The following is a 16,604-nucleotide window of genomic DNA, read 5'->3' as shown; positions in this document are numbered from 1 at the left end:
CTGAAGCAACGCTGCTCGGAAGCGGCTGCGACCGGCGATCGATGCGAAACGCGGGCCGGGCCGGCGGAAGCTGCCGGGAAAGACGCGAGGGGCGGGCGCGACGCCGGCGTTCGGCAACGATGCGTCCAGGCTTCAGAGCGTCAGGCCGCCGTCGACGTGGATGACCTGGCCGGTGATCTGCCGTGCCGCGTCGGACAGCAGGAATGCGATCAATGCGGCGACGTCGTCGGGTTCGGCGATCCGGCCGAGCGGTGTCGCCTGTTCGGCCTGCGCCCACGCGGCGGTGTTGCCGGCGCTCGGCCCGTGGTCCTTGCGCGTGAAGCCGGGCGCGACGGCGTTGACGGTGATGCCGCGCGCGGCGAATTCGGCGGCCGCGGTGCGCACCAGCGATTCGAGCGCGGCTTTCGCGGCGGCGGTGGCCGCGAACGGCGCGTCGGCGCGGTAGCGATGCGCGACGAACGAACTGACCGCGACGATCCGCGGCGCGGCCGACGCTTCGAGCAGCGGCCGCGCGCGGCGCGCGAGCGCGGAGAACGCGCCGGGCATCGCCGCGAAGGCGGACGCGAGCGCGTCCGCGGAAAGATCGGAGAAGGCCTGGCGCACGGCGAAGCCGGCGTTCGCGACGAGCTGGTCGAGCCCGCCGAAGCGCGTGGCGGCTGCATCGACGAGCGTGGCCGCGATGCCCGGCTCGGTGAGGTCGCCGGTGAGCGTGATGCACTCCGCGCCGGCCGCCGTGCAGGCGCGCGCGACTTCGGCAAGCCGGACCCGCGCCGCATCGTCGGCGCCGCGCGCGTGCAGCGCCAGCGCGATGCCGGGCGCCGCGAGCCGCCGCGCGAGCGCCGCGCCGATCCCCGAGCCTGCGCCGGTGATCAGCGCGATCCGCACGATGTGCGCGGCGCGTACGCTCACGCAGCCACCTTGTCGCTGGCGTTCACGCGCTCGACGTTGATGGTGCCGACGTGGAATGCGGCCAGCGACTCGCGGTGCGCGATGCTGACGATCGCGGCCTTCGGCAGCCGTTCGGCGAACAGGTGGTAGAGGCGTGCCTCGTTGTCGGCGTCGAGCGCGCTGGTCGCTTCGTCGAGGAACAGGAAGTCGGGCTTGTGCAACAGCACGCGTGCGCCGGCAAGGCGCTGCTGCTCACCCGGCGACAGCACGCGGGTCCAGTGCGCGGTTTCGTCGAGGCGCTCGACGTAATCCTCGAGGCGGCATGCGCGCAGCGCGTCGCGGCACGCGTCGTCGCTGAACGTGTCGGGCGTCGCCGGATAGGTGAGCGCGGCCTTCAGCGTGCCGATCGGCAAATAGCTCGTCTGCGGCACGAACATCATCCGCGCGCCGACCGGCGCGTCGATTGCACCGTCGCCGAACGGCCACAGGCCCGCGAGTGCGCGCATGAACGTGCTCTTGCCGGAACCCGATTTACCGATCACGAGCCAGCGCGAACCCGGCTCGATCGTGACGTTGCCGATGTCCGCGAGCGCGTTGCCGTTCGGCAGCGCGAGCTTGAGCGACGACGTCGACAGCTTCGCCGCGTCGACGTAGTGCAGGTTGATGCCGCCGTGCTCGGTCGCGGGCGACAGGCTTTCCTTCAGGTGCGACGTGCCCATCACGCGCTTGAATTCGCGCAGACGGTTGACGGTGGCGCGCCATTCGACGAGGGTCGAGTAGCTGTTGATGAACCACGAGAACGAATCGCTGACGGTGCCGAACGCGGACGAGATCTGCATCAGCACGCCGAACGAGAACGCGCCCGCGAAATAGCGCGGTGCGGCGACGACGAGCGGGAAGATGATCGCGATCTGTCCGTAGAAGCTCAGCACGAACGTGAGCCGCTTCGTGTACTTCATCACGCGCCACCAGTTGTCGCGGATGCGCATGAAGAGGTTTTGCGCGTTGCCGGTCTCGGTCTTCTCGCCGTCGTAGAACGCGATCTGCTCGGCGTTCTCGCGCACGCGGATCAGCCCGAAGCGGAAGTCGGCCTCGACGCGCTGCTGCTGGTAATTGATCGACACGAGCGGATGGCCGACCTTCTGGATGATCAGCGAGCCGACCACCGCGTACAGCGCGGCCGCCCACACCATGTAGCCGGGAATCGAGATCGGCGTGGCGCCGAGTGTGAACGTCAGCGCACCGGCGAGCGACCACAGGATCGTGATGAACGACACGAGCGTGACGACCGTCGACAGCAGGTCGAGCGACAGCGCGAGCGTCGTGGTCGCGAACGACTGGAGGTCGTCGGTGATCCGCTGGTCGGGGTTGTCCGCGAGGCGGTCGCGCTCGATCCGGTAGAACGCGCGATCGCCGAGCCACTGGCCGAGAAAACGGTCGGTGAGCCACTGGCGCCAGCGGAAGCCGAGCATCTGCCGCAGATAGCGGCCATACACGGCGAGGATGATGAACGCGAACGCGAGCGCGGAGAACTGCATCAGCAGGTTCGGGAAGTCGTGGACGTCCTTCGACTGCAGCGCGTTGTAGAACTCGGCGTTCCACTTGTTGAGCCGGACGTTGATCCACACCACGCAGAGGTTGATCGCGATGATCGTGACCAGCAGCCCCCACGCGATTTTCCATTCGGACGACACCCAGTAGGGCTTGATGAGGCTCCATGCGGATACCGGGCGCTCGTCCTGCGGCGCGTCGAAGGCGGCGGAGCGGACGGGATCGATCGATTGGGTCATGTGCTTCCTGATGAGTAGCCGGCGCGCGGGCCGGGCGAAGCCGGGCGCGCGCCGCGATACGGCAAGCCGGGGCGAGGCGCCGACTGACGGCGGGCGTCCGGATGGTCGCCCGCGCGTCTTAAACGGCGCTTAAGGGCCGGCGGTGACGCGGCAACCGGCCGCTCGAGCGGCCGGCCTGCGGGCATTGTGCCAGAGCGGCGCAGCGCGACGGCGAATTTGCCGCAAGGGGACAGTTTGCGGCGCTTTCCGCTTTTATGGTCTAATGGCCGACGACGAAACAGGGGTGCTTTGCATGCGGCCGGCGGAAGTTCAGCGCGGTGCGGCGAGGCTGAGAAAGACCCTTCGCACCCGATCCGGGTAATACCGGCGAGGGAAGTTTCTGATCCCGCCGGGCCGCGCTGGCTGCCATCCCACATGGTCAGCGCCCGAGTCCCGCCCGGCCGGCCTTTGTTGCCGGTTTCGTCCTTTTGGGTACGCGTATTGCGCGTTACGGAAGGAATGATGACCGCACAATCTTCAGTCTTTTGCATGGCTCCCGGCCCGATGTCGCGTGCGTTCGCACGTGGCGGCGCGTGCGCGTCGACGTTCGTCCGCGCTCGCGCGGTTCGCGAGGAGCGTGCGCGATGAACGTCCAGGATTCACGGCCGGATTTCGCGGTGCTCGGCGGCGGCCTCGTCGGCCGCCTGATCGCATGGCGGCTCGCGGGCGACGGGCATCGCGTCGCGCTGTACGAGCGCGGCGGCCCGGACGGCGAGCAGTCGGCCGCGTGGATCGCGGCCGCGATGCTCGCGCCGCTCGCAGAAGCGGCGAGCGCCGAGCTATTGATCACCGAGCTCGGCGTCGCTTCGCTCGCTCGCTGGCCGCAGTGGCTCGCCGAGCTGCCCGAACCCGTATTCTTCCAGCATCACGGCACGCTCGTCGTCTGGCATCACGCGGACCGCGCGGAGGCACCGCTGTTCGAGCGACGCGTGCGCGCGAACGCGCCGGCTGACCTGTTCGACGGCGGTTTCGTCACGCTCGCGGGTACGCAGGTCGATGCGGCCGAGCCCGCGCTCGCGGGCCGCTTCGCGCGCGGCCTGCTGCTGCCGCGCGAAGGCCAGCTCGACAACCGCCAGGCGCTGCGCGCGCTCGCGGCGGGCCTCGTCGAACGCGGCGTCGACCTGCACTGGCACGTCGCGATCGACGACGCGAACCTGCCCGCCGCGCATTTCACGATCGATTGCCGCGGGCTCGGCGCGAAATCCGTGTTGCCCGCGCTGCGCGGCATCCGCGGCGAAGTCGCGCGCGTGCATGCGCCCGGCATCGGGCTCACCCGGCCGGTGCGGCTGCTGCATCCGCGCTATCCGCTGTATATCGCGCCGAAGCAGGACGATCTCTACGTAATCGGCGCGACCGAGGTGGAGGGCGAGGACATGTCGCCCGTCAGCGTGCGCTCCGCGCTCGAACTGCTGAGTGCGGCGTTCTCCGTGCATCCGGCGTTCGGCGAGGCGCGCATCCTCGAACTCAATGCGCAGTGCCGGCCGACGCTGCCCGATCATCGCCCGGCGGTGATCTGGGACGGCGGGTCGACGCTCGCCGTCAACGGCCTGTACCGGCATGGCTTCATGATCGCGCCGGAAGTCGCACACGCGGCGGTCGCGTTCGCCGAAGCCGCGCTCGGCGGCGTGTTCGGCGATGCCGACGCGTTTGCCGCGTGGCGCGACGCCGCGCGCTGGCCGACGCTCCTTCATCACCGCAACGACGCGCGCCAGCCGGCCTGACGCGCGCCGCCGACCGAATCCGACGAAGCCTCATGGATATCCAGATCAACCAACAGACCCTGACGCTGCCCGACGGCGCGACAGTGGCCGACGCGCTCGCCGCGTACGGCGCGCGTCCGCCGTACGCGGTCGCGCTGAACGGCAACTTCGTCGCGCGCACGCAGCATGCGGCGCGCGCGCTCGCGGCGGGCGACAAGCTCGACGTCGTGCACCCCGTCGCGGGCGGCTGAGCGCCGCCGGTTCGTCCCCGCACTTCCAGGAAAACGACATGACGTCCCTCACATCCGCCGACGCGCTGACGCTGTACGGCGAAACCTTCGCAAGCCGCGTGCTGCTCGGCACGTCGCGCTACCCGTCGCTGCAATCGCTGTCCGATTCGATCGCCGCGTCGCGGCCGGGGATGGTGACGGTCGCGCTGCGCCGCCAGATGACAGGCGGCACGGCCGAAGCCGGCTTCTTCGACCTGCTCAAGCGCCACGCGGTGCCGCTCCTGCCGAACACGGCCGGCTGCCAGACCGTCGCCGAGGCCGTGACGACCGCGCACATGGCGCGCGAGGTGTTCGGCACCGACTGGATCAAGCTCGAGTTGATCGGCGACGACTACACACTGCAGCCCGACCCGGTCGGGCTGATCGAGGCCGCCGCGCAACTGGTGAAGGACGGTTTCAAGGTGCTGCCGTACTGCACCGAGGATCTCGTGATTGGCCGGCGCCTGCTCGACGTCGGCTGCGAGGCGCTGATGCCGTGGGGCGCGCCGATCGGCACGGGCAAGGGGGTCGTGAACCCGTACGGCTTGCGCGTGCTGCGCGAGCGGTTGCCCGACGTGCCGCTGATCGTTGACGCGGGGCTGGGCGTGCCGTCGCACGCGTGCCAGGTGATGGAGTGGGGGTTCGACGGCGTGCTGCTGAACACGGCCGTGTCGCAGGCCACGCACCCCGAGATCATGGCGCGCGCGTTTGCGCAGGGCGTCGAGGCCGGCCGCGCCGCGTATCTCGCCGGGCCGATGGACGCGCGCGAAACGGCGCACGCGAGCACGCCGGTCGTCGGGATGCCGTTCTGGCACCAGGACGGGGGCGGCGCATGAGCGCGCGTTTCGCCGACACATTCTGGCCGCCGGCCGACGAACTGGCCGAAGCGGCCGAGCGGATTCGCGCACGGCTCGGCGACTGGCCGGGCACTGCGGCACCGTGGCGGCTTTGCATGGCGGCGCCCGACATGCCGGCCGACGGCGACGTGCTGATCGTGTCGGCCGGCGACCGCACCGCGCAGGCGCGCGCGTCGGCCGCGTCGCGGCCGGCATCGCCGGATGCGGTCGCGATCGAATTCGGCGAGCAGGGCGCGGTGCTGCATGCAGCGGGCGCGCGCTACGCGCTCGACGCCGCACATCCGCTCGCGGACGACTGGATCGCGGCGCTTGCCGCATTTCTCGATTGCGGCTTCGCGCCGGTCGACGCACTGGTGCTCGCGCTGGCGTGGCGCGACGGCGACGAGACGCGCGCGGCCGACGCGTGGCCGGTCGACGCCGCGCGGTTTCCGCGCGTCGCCGGGCTGCCGGCCGCGCCCGAGCCCGCGTTCGCGCCATGCCCCGCGCGGCTCGGCCTCTATCCGGTCGTGCCGGACGCCGAATGGGTCGAACGCGTGCTCGATTGCGGCGTGCGGACCGTGCAACTGCGCGTGAAAGGCGCGACGCCGGACGCGTTGCGCCGGGAAATCGTGCGTGCGGTCGCGGCCGGGCGTCGTTATCCCGATGCGCGCGTGTTCATCAACGATCACTGGCAGATCGCTGCAGATGAAGGTGCATACGGCGTTCATCTGGGCCAGGAAGACCTCGAGACGGCCGATCTGGCCGCGATCGCGCGTGCGGGCCTGCGGCTCGGGCTGTCGAGCCATGGTTATTACGAAATATTGCGGGCGCTGCACGAGCGCCCGAGCTATCTCGCGCTCGGCCCCGTGTACGCGACCGCGACCAAGGCCGTTGCCGCGCCGCCGCAGGGCCTTGCGCGGATAGCCCGCTACGCGCGTTTTGCGGGCGCGCGGGCGCCGCTCGTCGCGATCGGCGGAGTCGGGCTCGACACGCTGCCGGACGTGCTGGCGACGGGCGTCGGCAGCGTCGCGGTGGTCAGCGCGGTCACGGCCGCGGCCGACTATCGGACTGCGCTTATTGCGTTGCAGCAATGTTTTCCCGGACAATTTGACATTCATTGACCGCAGGGCCCGGAACGGCGTCACGACATCATTCCAATGCAGGCCCTATAATTCGGCGTTCTGCGTAAAAGGACTGTCAGCTCCGTGAGCCCCACTCCTACCGAGACCCTGCTGGAACTTCGCGATGTCGACTTTGGCTATGGCGACCGCCTCGTCCTGTCCAACCTGAACCTGCGTTTCGGGCGCGGGCAGGTCGTCGCGGTCATGGGCGGGTCGGGTTGCGGCAAGACGACCGTGCTGCGCCTGATCGGCGGCCTCGTGCGCGCGCGCCGCGGCCAGGTGCTGTTCGACGGCGCCGATGTCGGCGCGCAAACGCGCGACGGCCTGTATGCGCTGCGCCGCAAGATGGGCATGCTGTTCCAGTTCGGCGCGTTGTTCACCGACATGTCGGTGTTCGAGAACGTCGCGTTCGCGCTGCGCGAGCACACCGACCTGCCCGAAGACCTGATCCGCGACCTCGTGCTGATGAAGCTCAACGCGGTCGGCCTGCGCGGCGCGCGCGACCTGATGCCGTCCGAGGTGTCGGGCGGGATGGCGCGCCGCATCGCACTGGCGCGCGCGATCGCGCTCGATCCGCAGCTCATCATGTACGACGAACCGTTCGCGGGCCTCGATCCGATCTCGCTCGGCATCACCGCGAACCTGATCCGCACGCTGAACCAGGCGCTCGGCGCGACGTCGATCCTCGTCACGCACGACGTGCCGGAATCGTTCGCGATCGCCGACTACGTGTATTTTCTGGCCAACGGCGGCGTGCTCGCGCAGGGCACGCCCGACGAGCTGCGCGCGTCGACCGACCCGAGCGTGCGCCAGTTCATCGACGGTGCGCCGGACGGCCCGTTCAAATTTCATTACACGAGCCCGCCGCTTGCAGCGGATTTCGGGCTCGGCGGAGGGCGCGCATGATCAGCGCGATCGGACGTTACGTCATCGGCGGCCTCGAGCGCACGGGCTACGGCACGCGCCTGTTCGTGCGCCTCGTGCTGGAATTCTTTGCACTGCTGCGCCGGCCGCGGCTTGTCACGAAGCAGATCCACTTCCTCGGCAACTATTCGTTCGTGATCATTGCCGTGTCGGGGCTGTTCGTCGGCTTCGTGCTCGGCCTGCAGGGCTATTACACGCTGAACCGCTACGGATCCGAGCAGGCGCTCGGCCTCCTGGTCGCGCTGTCGCTCGTGCGCGAGCTCGGGCCCGTCGTCACCGCGCTGCTGTTCGCGGGCCGCGCGGGCACGTCGCTCACGGCCGAGATCGGCCTGATGAAGGCCGGCGAGCAGCTCACCGCGCTCGAGATGATGGCGGTCGACCCGATCAAGACGGTGATCGCGCCGCGCATGTGGGCGGGCATCATCGCGATGCCGTTCCTGGCCGCGATCTTCAACGCGGTCGGCGTGCTCGGCGGCTACTTCGTCGGCGTCGTGCTGATCGGCGTCGATCCGGGCGCGTTCTGGTCGCAGATGCAGGGCGGGGTCGAGGTCTGGGCCGACGTCGGCAACGGCGTGCTGAAGAGCATCGTGTTCGGGTTCGCCGTGACCTTCATTGCGCTGTACCAGGGGTATGAAGCGAAGCCCACGCCCGAGGGCGTGTCGCGCGCGACCACCAAGACGGTCGTGTTCGCGTCGCTCGCCGTACTCGGCCTCGATTTCCTGCTGACCGCGCTGATGTTCAGCTAGGCCTCAGCCAAGCCATATTTTGGGATGACGATGAAAAAGACTGCTCTCGACTTCTGGGTCGGCCTGTTCGTGGTGGTGGGCTTCCTTGCGGTGCTGTTCCTGGCGCTGAAGGTCGGCAACATGAGCTCGCTGTCGTTTCAGCCGACCTATGCGGTGAGGATGAAATTCGACAATATCGGCGGGCTGAAGCCGCGCGCGGCCGTGAAGAGTGCCGGCGTCGTGGTCGGCCGCGTGAAGTCGATCGGCTTCGACACGAACACCTACCAGGCGCTCGTGACGATCGATGTCGACGGCCAGTATCAGTTCCCGAAGGATTCGTCGGCGAAGATCCTGACGTCGGGCCTGCTCGGCGAGCAATATATCGGCCTCGATCCGGGCGGCGACACCGAAATGCTGAAGGCAGGCGACACGATCACGATGACGCAGTCGGCGATCGTGCTCGAGAACCTGATCGGCCAGTTCCTGTACAGCAAGGCCGCCGATGCGGGCGGCGCGAAGCCGGCAGCCGGCGCGTCGGCCGCGCCCGCTCCGGTGGCGGTGCCGGCGTCCGCCGCGTCCGGTTCGGCAGCGCAATAACCACACGAGAGAATACAAGAGGGGAATGACCATGCAGACGATCCGCATCAGGCACGCCGCGCTCGCGGTGGCGGCAGTCGCCGCGTTGAGCGGTTGCGCGACCGTGCAGACGCCGACCAAGGGCGATCCGCTCGAAGGCTTCAACCGTACGATGTACAAGTTCAACGACACGGTCGACACGTACGCGCTGAAGCCGGTCGCGCAGGGTTACCAGAAGGTCGTGCCGCAGCCGGTGCGCGACAGCGTGACGAACTTCTTCTCGAACATCGGCGACGTCTACGTCGCGGCGAACAACATCGTGCAGTTGCGGATCGCGGACGGCGTCGGCGACATCATGCGCGTCGTGATCAACACGGTGTTCGGCGTCGGCGGCCTGTTCGACGTCGCAACGATCGCGAAGCTGCCGAAACACACGGCCGACTTCGGGGTCACGATGGGCCGCTACGGCGTGCCTTCGGGCCCGTATCTCGTGCTGCCGCTGCTCGGCCCGAGCACGGTGCGCGACACGGCCGGCCTCGGTGTCGACTACGTCGGCAACCCGCTGACCTATGTGAAGCCGGACGGCCTGAGCTGGGGCCTGTTCGGCGTGAATCTCGTCAACACGCGCTCGAACCTGCTCGGCGCGGGCGACGTGCTGGACGCTGCGGCGCTCGACAAGTATTCGTTCGTGCGCAACGCATACCTGCAGCGCCGCCAGATGCTGATCGACAACGCGCGCGGCGAGGCCGGCTCGACGGCAAGCAACGACGCGCTGCCGAAGTACGACCTGCCGGACGACGGCGCGGCACCGGCGGCAGCCGGCGCAGCCGGTTCGGCGGGCGCAGCGGCGGTGGGTGGTGCGACCGCGCCGGCGGGCGCATCGGGCGCGGCAGTTGCCGCGCCGGCGTCGGGCACGGCCGTTTCGCCGAACCCGGCCAGCGAAACGAACGTGCCGGCGATGCAGGTGGCGCCGCCGTCTCCGGGCGGGTTCCGCTTCCCAAGCATCAGGCTGCACTGACGGATTTACATTCGTTACAGCCGGAAACGATTCAGTCGGTAGCGCACGCGAACTTGCGCGTAAGCTACCTTCTCCAATCTTTGCATCGACTCATTCATGCAGGTCACCATGATGAAAAAACTGTTCCTGATCCCCGTTTTCGCGGCGCTGTTCTCGTTCGGCGGCGCAGCTCACGCGCAAGTCGACCAGTCGAACCCGCAGGCGCTGATCAAGACGGCGACGCAGCAAGTGCTCGACGAAGTCAAGCAGCAGACGATCAAGCAGGGCGACACCAATCGCATTATTACGATCGTCAACAAGGACATCCTGCCGTTCACCGATTTCCGCCGCACCACGCAGCTCGCGATGGGCCGCAACTGGCGCACGGCGACGGCCGAGCAGCAGCAGCAGATTCAGGAGCAGTTCAAGCTGCTGCTGATCCGCACGTATTCGGGCGCGCTCGCGCAGTTGAAGCCGGACCAGCAGATCCAGTACCCGCCGTTCCGCGCGGATCCGGCCGATACCGACGTCGTGGTCAAGACGGTCGCGATGAACAACGGCCAGCCGGTCCAGATCGATTATCGCCTGTACAAGTCGGCGAGCGGCTGGAAGGTGTATGACCTGAACGTGCTCGGCGCGTGGCTGATCCAGACGTACCAGCAGCAGTTCAACGAGAAGATCCAGCAAAGCGGCGTGGACGGCCTGATCCAGTTCCTGACGCAGCGCAACCAGCAGCTTGCCTCCGGCAAGCAGGCGTCGTGAGCGGCTTCGAAGCAGGGTCCTCGCTGACCGTCGCGAGCGCGAAGTCCGCGCTCGCGGACGGTCTTGCGCGCGTCGGCGCGGGTGCGACCGCCGTCGATTGCGCGGCGCTGACGCAGTTCGACTCGTCCGCGCTCGCCGTGCTGCTTGCATGGCAACGTGCCGCCAAATCGCGCGGCGCGACCCTCGACATCCTCAATCTCCCCCCGAAGCTCGCCAGCCTCGCGCGCGCCTATGGCGTCGACGCGCTCATCGAAGGCGCCGAGCGACATTGACGCTGTCCGACCGGAGCCTGCCGCGCCAGCCGGCGCGTGCAAGCTTCAGGCCGCGCGCCTTCTGCGCCGGCTCCACCAGCCGGTTTGCCCTATAATCAAGCGTTTTGCGGGGCAGCCAATCGGCGTCCGGCCCCCATTTTCTTTCGCAGCAAGCACAGAATAGGCGTCGCGGCCATTGCGTCGCGCACAGTCATGTCAGCCATAGAAATCCGTCACGTCAAGAAGCGCTACAAGTCGCTTCAGGCGCTCAAGGGCGTCAGCCTGTCGGTCGAGGAAGGCGAGTTTTTCGGTCTGCTCGGCCCCAACGGCGCAGGCAAGACCACGCTCATCAGCATCCTCGCCGGGCTTGCCCGGGCCGACGAAGGCAGTATCTCGGTGCGTGGCCACGACGTCGTCAAGGACTTCCGTGGTGCGCGCCGCGCACTCGGCGTCGTGCCGCAGGAACTCGTTTTCGACCCGTTCTTCACCGTCCGCGAGACGCTGCGAATCCAGTCCGGCTATTTCGGGCTGCGTCGCAACGACGACTGGATCGACGAAGTGATGGCCAATCTCGATCTCACCGAGAAGGCCGATGCGAACATGCGCGCGCTGTCGGGCGGGATGAAGCGCCGCGTGCTCGTCGCGCAGGCGCTTGTGCACCGGCCGCCCGTGATCGTGCTCGACGAGCCGACCGCCGGCGTTGACGTCGAATTGCGCCAGACGCTGTGGAAATTCATCTCGCGCCTGAACCGCGAGGGTCACACGATCGTGCTGACCACCCATTACCTCGAGGAAGCCGAGTCGCTGTGCGACCGCATCGCGATGCTGCGCCGTGGCGAAGTGGTCGCGCTCGACCGCACCGACGCGCTGCTGCGCCGCTTCGCGGGGCTGCAGCTTTACCTGCGCCTGGCGACCGGCGCGCTGCCGGCCGAGCTGCGCGGGCTGGAGACCGATCCGGCCGCACGCGCGCCGGGCGAGCACCTGCTGCGCCTCACGAGCTACGACGATGTCGAACGCATCCTCGCGCAGTGCCGCGCGGCGGGCTGCACGTTCGACGAGATCGAGGTCCGCAAGGCCGACCTCGAGGATGTGTTCGTCCAGGTGATGAACGGGGCCGAGGTGATCGAGGGATTGGCATGAAACAAGAACCCCCACGCTCTCTGCGTTCGCTTCCCCCCGAGGGGGCGCCCGACACTCTTGGGGCGGCCCGGCGAGTGCCGGGAAGCGGTTTTCAAACGCTGTTCTACAAGGAACTGCTGCGCTTCTGGAAGGTGTCGTTCCAGACCGTGTGCGCGCCGATCGTGACGGCGCTGCTGTATCTGACGATCTTCGGCCACGCGCTGTCGGGCCGCGTCGAGGTGTATCCGGGCGTCGAGTACGTGAGCTTTCTCGTGCCGGGCCTCGTGATGATGAGCGTGCTGCAGAATGCGTTCGCGAACAGCTCGTCGTCGCTGATCCAGTCGAAGATCACCGGCAACCTCGTGTTCATGCTGCTGCCGCCGCTGTCGTACCGCGACATCTTCGGCGCGTACGTGCTCGCGTCCGTCGTGCGCGGGCTCGCGGTCGGCACGGGCGTGTTCGTCGTGACGATCTGGTTTATCCCGATGCATTTCGCGGCGCCGCTGTTCATCATTGCGTTCGCGCTGCTCGGCTCGGCGATCCTCGGCACGCTCGGCTTGATCGCCGGGATCTGGGCCGAGAAGTTCGACCAGCTCGCCGCGTTCCAGAACTTCCTGATCATGCCGCTGACGTTCCTGTCCGGCGTGTTCTATTCGACGCACTCGCTGCCGCCCGTGTGGCGCGAGATTTCGCGTCTCAATCCGTTTTTCTACATGATCGACGGCTTCCGTTTCGGGTTCTTCGGCGCGTCCGACATCAACCCGTTCGCGAGTCTCGCGATCGTCGCCGGTTTCTTCGTGCTGCTCGCGATGGTCGCGATGCGGCTGCTCGCGACCGGCTACAAACTGCGTCATTGATATCGACAGGCAGCGGCCGCCCCCGGGGCGGCGCGCGCCGACAGGAGCCTTACACCATGTTGCCGACTCCCGAACAGGTCAAGCAATACATCGCCGGCGGTCTCGCCTGCACGCATCTGGAAGTCGAAGGCGACGGCCAGCATTTCTTCGCGACGATCGTGTCGGCGGCCTTCGAAGGCAAGCGGCCGATCCAGCGGCACCAGCTCGTCTATGCGGCGCTCGGCGATCGCATGAAGCAGGAAATCCACGCGCTCAGCATGAAGACGCTGACGCCCGCCGAATGGCAGAACGCATAACCGGAATTCACTGAGTGCAAGTCACCGTCAACGAGCGCGACGCCGTCCAGAGCGTCGCCACGGCACACCCGGCCGCCAACGGGGAATTGCAGGGGCATGGGATGGACAAGCTCGCGATCGAAGGCGGCCGCCGCCTGTCCGGCGAGATCGTCGTGTCGGGCGCGAAGAACGCCGCACTGCCGATCCTGTGCGCGGGGCTGCTCACCGCCGATCCGGTCGAGCTCGACAACGTGCCGAACCTCAAGGACGTGCGCACCACGCTGAAGGTGCTGAACCAGATGGGCGTGAAGAGCGAGACCGACGGCTGCCGCGTGCAGCTCGACGCGTCGCGCGTCGACAACCTCGTGGCGCCGTACGAGCTCGTGAAGACGATGCGCGCATCGATCCTCGTGCTCGGGCCGCTGCTCGCGCGCTTCGGCGAGGCGAAGGTGTCGCTGCCGGGCGGCTGCGCGATCGGCGCGCGTCCGGTCGACCAGCACATCAAGGGCCTGCAGGCGATGGGCGCCGAGATCAGCATCGAGCACGGCTTCATCGAAGCGCGCGCGAAGCGCCTGAAGGGCGCGCGCATCGTGACCGACATGATCACGGTGACGGGGACGGAAAACCTGCTGATGGCCGCGACGCTCGCGGACGGTGAAACGGTGATCGAGAACGCGGCCCGCGAACCGGAAGTGAGCGATCTCGCACACTTGCTGGTCGAGATGGGCGCGAAAATCGACGGCATCGGCACCGATCGCCTCGTGATCCAGGGCGTCGAGCGGCTGCACGGCGCGCGCCATTCGGTGATTCCCGATCGCATCGAGGCCGGCACGTTCCTGTGCGCGGTCGCGGCGGCGGGCGGCGACGTGATGCTGACGGGCGTGCGCCCGCACATCCTCGACGCGGTGATCGACAAGCTGCGCGAAGCCGGCGTGTCGATCGAGGAAGGCGACAGCTGGCTGCGCGTGAAGATGGACCGCCGGCCGTCGGCGGTGACGATCCGCACGTCGGAATACCCGGCGTTCCCGACCGACATGCAGGCGCAGTTCATGGCCCTCAATACGGTCGCGACGGGCACCGCGCAGGTCGTCGAAACGATTTTCGAGAACCGCTTCATGCACGTCCAGGAGCTGAACCGGCTCGGCGCGAACATCACGATCGACGGCAACACCGCGCTCGTGACGGGCGTCGAGAAACTGTCGGGCGCGAACGTGATGGCGACCGACCTGCGTGCGTCGGCGAGCCTCGTGATCGCCGGGCTGCGTGCCGACGGCGAAACGATCGTCGACCGCATCTATCACCTGGACCGCGGTTACGACCGCATGGAAGCCAAATTGACCGCCGTCGGCGCGAACGTGCGCCGCCTCTCCGGGAGCCAAGCATGAGCGTGCCGCTGACCCTCGCCCTGTCGAAGGGCCGGATTTTCGAGGAAACCCTGCCGCTGCTCGCCGCAGCCGGCGTGCAGGTGGCCGAGGATCCGGAAACGTCGCGCAAGCTGATCCTGCCGACGACCGACCCGAACCTGCGCGTGATCATCGTGCGCGCGAGCGACGTGCCGACCTATGTCGAATACGGCGCGGCCGATTTCGGCGTGGCCGGCAAGGACGTACTGGTCGAGCACGGCGGCTCGGGCCTGTACCAGCCGATCGATCTGAACATTGCACGCTGCCGGATGTCGGTGGCCGTGCCGGCCGGCTTCGACTACGCGAACGCGGTACGCCAGGGCGCGCGCCTGCGGGTCGCGACGAAGTACGTCGAAACCGCGCGCGAGCACTTCGCGGCGAAGGGCGTGCACGTCGACCTGATCAAGCTGTACGGCTCGATGGAACTTGCGCCGCTGGTCGGCCTGGCCGACGCGATCGTCGACCTCGTCAGCTCGGGCGGCACGCTGAAGGCGAACAATCTGGTCGAGGTCGAGGAGATCATGGCGATCTCGTCGCGCCTCGTCGTGAACCAGGCTGCGCTGAAGTTGAAGCGCGCGGCGCTCAAGCCGATCCTCGACGCGTTCGAACGCGCGTCGCAGAATGGCGGTTGAGCGCATCACCGTAACGGAACTCCCATGGCCATCACCATCCGCAAACTCGATTCGACGAGCGACGGCTTCGACGCCGCGCTGCGTGCGCTGCTCGCATTCGAGGCGAGCGAAGACGCGGCGATCGAGCAATCGGTCGCGCAGATCCTCGCCGACGTGAAGTCGCGCGGCGACGCCGCGGTGCTCGAGTACACGAACCGTTTCGACCGGCTGAGCGCGGACAGCGTCGCCGCGCTCGAACTGCCGCAGGATGCGCTGCAGACGGCGCTCGACGGCCTCGCGCCGAAGGCGCGCGCGGCGCTGGAAGCGGCCGCGGCGCGTGTGCGCGCGTACCACGAGAAGCAGAAGATCGAGTGCGGCACGCATAGCTGGCAGTACACGGAAAGCGACGGCACGGTGCTCGGCCAGAAGGTCACGCCGCTCGACCGCGTCGGCCTGTACGTGCCGGGCGGCAAGGCCGCGTATCCGTCGTCGGTGCTGATGAACGCGATTCCCGCGCGCGTCGCGGGCGTCGGCGAGATCGTGATGGTCGTGCCGACGCCGGACGGCGTGAAGAACGACCTCGTGCTCGCCGCGGCGCTGCTCGGCGGCGTCGATCGCGTGTTCACGATCGGCGGCGCGCAGGCGGTCGCTGCGCTCGCGTACGGCACGGCAACGGTGCCGCCCGTCGACAAGATCTGCGGGCCCGGCAACGCGTACGTCGCGTCGGCGAAGCGCCGCGTGTTCGGCACGGTCGGCATCGACATGATCGCGGGGCCGTCGGAAATCCTCGTACTGTGCGACGGCACGACCGATCCGAACTGGGTCGCGATGGACCTGTTCTCGCAGGCCGAGCACGACGAACTCGCGCAGTCGATCCTGCTGTGCCCGGACGCCGCGTTTCTCGAGCGCGTCGAGAAGGCGATCAACGAGCTGCTGCCGTCAATGCCGCGCCAGGACGTGATCCGCGCGTCGCTCGAAGGCCGCGGCGCGCTGATCAAGGTGCGCGACATGGCCGAGGCATGCCGGATCGCGAACGACATCGCGCCCGAGCACCTGGAAATCTCGGCGCTGGAGCCGCAGCAATGGGGCCAGCAGATCCGCCACGCGGGCGCGATCTTCCTCGGCCGCTACACGAGCGAGAGCCTCGGCGACTATTGCGCGGGCCCGAACCACGTGCTGCCGACGTCGCGCACCGCGCGTTTCTCGTCGCCGCTCGGCGTGTACGACTTCATCAAGCGCTCGAGCCTGATCGAGGTCAGCGCCGAAGGCGCGCAGACGCTCGGCGAGATCGCGTCCGAGCTCGCGTACGGCGAGGGGCTGCAGGCGCACGCGAAGAGCGCCGAGTTCCGGATGAAGGGGTAACCCGCGCGTTCCGCGCGGGGGCCGGGGGCGGGCGCTGCGGCGCCGGCGCCGGCTGATGAGACGCAGCGCAGGGCGGCAGCCGCCGCCTTGCCGACCATT

The 16,604-nt window shown here is 68.3% G+C and carries 18 protein-coding genes and 1 riboswitch; of the genes, 16 read left to right on the top strand and 2 right to left on the bottom strand.

What is annotated here, in order from left to right; all coding sequences use genetic code 11:
• Positions 1 to 132 precede the first annotated feature (132 nt).
• Positions 133 to 909, bottom strand: coding sequence for an SDR family NAD(P)-dependent oxidoreductase (locus tag OEJ37_RS18375; protein ID WP_263345056.1), 777 nt, complete (start codon positions 907 to 909; stop codon positions 133 to 135).
• Positions 906 to 2,678: an ABC transporter ATP-binding protein/permease gene (locus OEJ37_RS18370; RefSeq protein ID WP_175920915.1), complete on the bottom strand. Its 1,773-nt coding sequence runs from the start codon at positions 2,676 to 2,678 to the stop codon at positions 906 to 908. The genes OEJ37_RS18375 and OEJ37_RS18370 overlap by 4 nt, the downstream gene beginning before the upstream one ends.
• Before the next feature lie 269 nt (positions 2,679 to 2,947).
• Positions 2,948 to 3,070, top strand: a riboswitch (TPP riboswitch).
• A 231-nt stretch (positions 3,071 to 3,301) separates the two neighbouring features.
• On the opposite strand from OEJ37_RS18370, the gene OEJ37_RS18365 reads away from it, so the two are divergent.
• The 16 genes from OEJ37_RS18365 (at position 3,302) to hisD (ending at position 16,505) form a co-directional block, all read left to right on the top strand.
• The gene (locus OEJ37_RS18365) at positions 3,302 to 4,438 is read left to right on the top strand and encodes an FAD-dependent oxidoreductase (RefSeq protein WP_263345055.1); all 1,137 of its coding nucleotides are present in this window, start codon (positions 3,302 to 3,304) and stop codon (positions 4,436 to 4,438) included.
• Positions 4,439 to 4,470: 32 nt separating this feature from the next.
• Positions 4,471 to 4,668, top strand: a complete 198-nt coding sequence (gene thiS, locus OEJ37_RS18360) for a sulfur carrier protein ThiS (RefSeq protein WP_027783340.1) — start codon at positions 4,471 to 4,473, stop codon at positions 4,666 to 4,668.
• A 38-nt stretch (positions 4,669 to 4,706) separates the two neighbouring features.
• Positions 4,707 to 5,522 carry a thiazole synthase gene (locus OEJ37_RS18355; protein WP_034183640.1) on the top strand — a complete coding sequence of 272 codons (816 nt, stop codon included), beginning with the start codon at positions 4,707 to 4,709 and terminating at the stop codon, positions 5,520 to 5,522.
• Complete coding sequence (gene thiE / locus OEJ37_RS18350; protein WP_263345054.1) at positions 5,519 to 6,643, top strand: thiamine phosphate synthase; 1,125 nt, start codon at positions 5,519 to 5,521, stop codon at positions 6,641 to 6,643. The genes OEJ37_RS18355 and thiE overlap by 4 nt, the downstream gene beginning before the upstream one ends.
• 84 nt (positions 6,644 to 6,727) lie before the next feature.
• Complete coding sequence (locus OEJ37_RS18345) at positions 6,728 to 7,549, top strand: ABC transporter ATP-binding protein (RefSeq protein ID WP_006477138.1); 822 nt, start codon at positions 6,728 to 6,730, stop codon at positions 7,547 to 7,549.
• Positions 7,546 to 8,313, top strand: a complete 768-nt coding sequence (gene mlaE, locus OEJ37_RS18340; protein ID WP_152859195.1) for a lipid asymmetry maintenance ABC transporter permease subunit MlaE — start codon at positions 7,546 to 7,548, stop codon at positions 8,311 to 8,313. The genes OEJ37_RS18345 and mlaE overlap by 4 nt, the downstream gene beginning before the upstream one ends.
• Positions 8,314 to 8,337: 24 nt before the next feature.
• Positions 8,338 to 8,889, top strand: a complete 552-nt coding sequence (gene mlaD / locus OEJ37_RS18335; protein WP_174417398.1) for an outer membrane lipid asymmetry maintenance protein MlaD — start codon at positions 8,338 to 8,340, stop codon at positions 8,887 to 8,889.
• A gap of 31 nt (positions 8,890 to 8,920) precedes the next feature.
• Positions 8,921 to 9,886: a VacJ family lipoprotein gene (locus tag OEJ37_RS18330; protein WP_174417437.1), complete on the top strand. Its 966-nt coding sequence runs from the start codon at positions 8,921 to 8,923 to the stop codon at positions 9,884 to 9,886.
• A gap of 111 nt (positions 9,887 to 9,997) precedes the next feature.
• Positions 9,998 to 10,627 (top strand): phospholipid-binding protein MlaC, encoded by a 630-nt coding sequence (locus OEJ37_RS18325; protein ID WP_174417436.1) that lies wholly within the window; start codon positions 9,998 to 10,000, stop codon positions 10,625 to 10,627.
• The gene (locus OEJ37_RS18320) at positions 10,624 to 10,899 is read left to right on the top strand and encodes a lipid asymmetry maintenance protein MlaB (protein WP_174417397.1); all 276 of its coding nucleotides are present in this window, start codon (positions 10,624 to 10,626) and stop codon (positions 10,897 to 10,899) included. Before OEJ37_RS18325 ends, OEJ37_RS18320 begins: the two co-directional genes overlap by 4 nt.
• A 192-nt stretch (positions 10,900 to 11,091) precedes the next feature.
• Complete coding sequence (locus OEJ37_RS18315) at positions 11,092 to 12,018, top strand: ABC transporter ATP-binding protein (protein WP_034189820.1); 927 nt, start codon at positions 11,092 to 11,094, stop codon at positions 12,016 to 12,018.
• Positions 12,015 to 12,854 carry an ABC transporter permease gene (locus OEJ37_RS18310; RefSeq protein ID WP_244130886.1) on the top strand — a complete coding sequence of 280 codons (840 nt, stop codon included), beginning with the start codon at positions 12,015 to 12,017 and terminating at the stop codon, positions 12,852 to 12,854. The genes OEJ37_RS18315 and OEJ37_RS18310 overlap by 4 nt, the downstream gene beginning before the upstream one ends.
• 56 nt (positions 12,855 to 12,910) lie before the next feature.
• Positions 12,911 to 13,150: a BolA family protein gene (locus OEJ37_RS18305; RefSeq protein ID WP_006477131.1), complete on the top strand. Its 240-nt coding sequence runs from the start codon at positions 12,911 to 12,913 to the stop codon at positions 13,148 to 13,150.
• Positions 13,151 to 13,164: 14 nt separating this feature from the next.
• Complete coding sequence (gene murA / locus OEJ37_RS18300; RefSeq protein ID WP_175920920.1) at positions 13,165 to 14,514, top strand: UDP-N-acetylglucosamine 1-carboxyvinyltransferase; 1,350 nt, start codon at positions 13,165 to 13,167, stop codon at positions 14,512 to 14,514.
• Positions 14,511 to 15,164 carry an ATP phosphoribosyltransferase gene (hisG, locus tag OEJ37_RS18295; RefSeq protein WP_034183648.1) on the top strand — a complete coding sequence of 218 codons (654 nt, stop codon included), beginning with the start codon at positions 14,511 to 14,513 and terminating at the stop codon, positions 15,162 to 15,164. The genes murA and hisG overlap by 4 nt, the downstream gene beginning before the upstream one ends.
• Positions 15,165 to 15,188: 24 nt before the next feature.
• The gene (gene hisD, locus OEJ37_RS18290) at positions 15,189 to 16,505 is read left to right on the top strand and encodes a histidinol dehydrogenase (protein WP_175920921.1); all 1,317 of its coding nucleotides are present in this window, start codon (positions 15,189 to 15,191) and stop codon (positions 16,503 to 16,505) included.
• The last annotated feature ends 99 nt before the right edge of the window (positions 16,506 to 16,604 follow it).

It is taken from the genome of Burkholderia sp. BKH01 (genome assembly GCF_025685725.1).
Classification (GTDB): Bacteria; Pseudomonadota; Gammaproteobacteria; order Burkholderiales; family Burkholderiaceae; genus Burkholderia; species Burkholderia pyrrocinia_C.
This window is presented reverse-complemented; position numbering and strand designations above follow the sequence as displayed.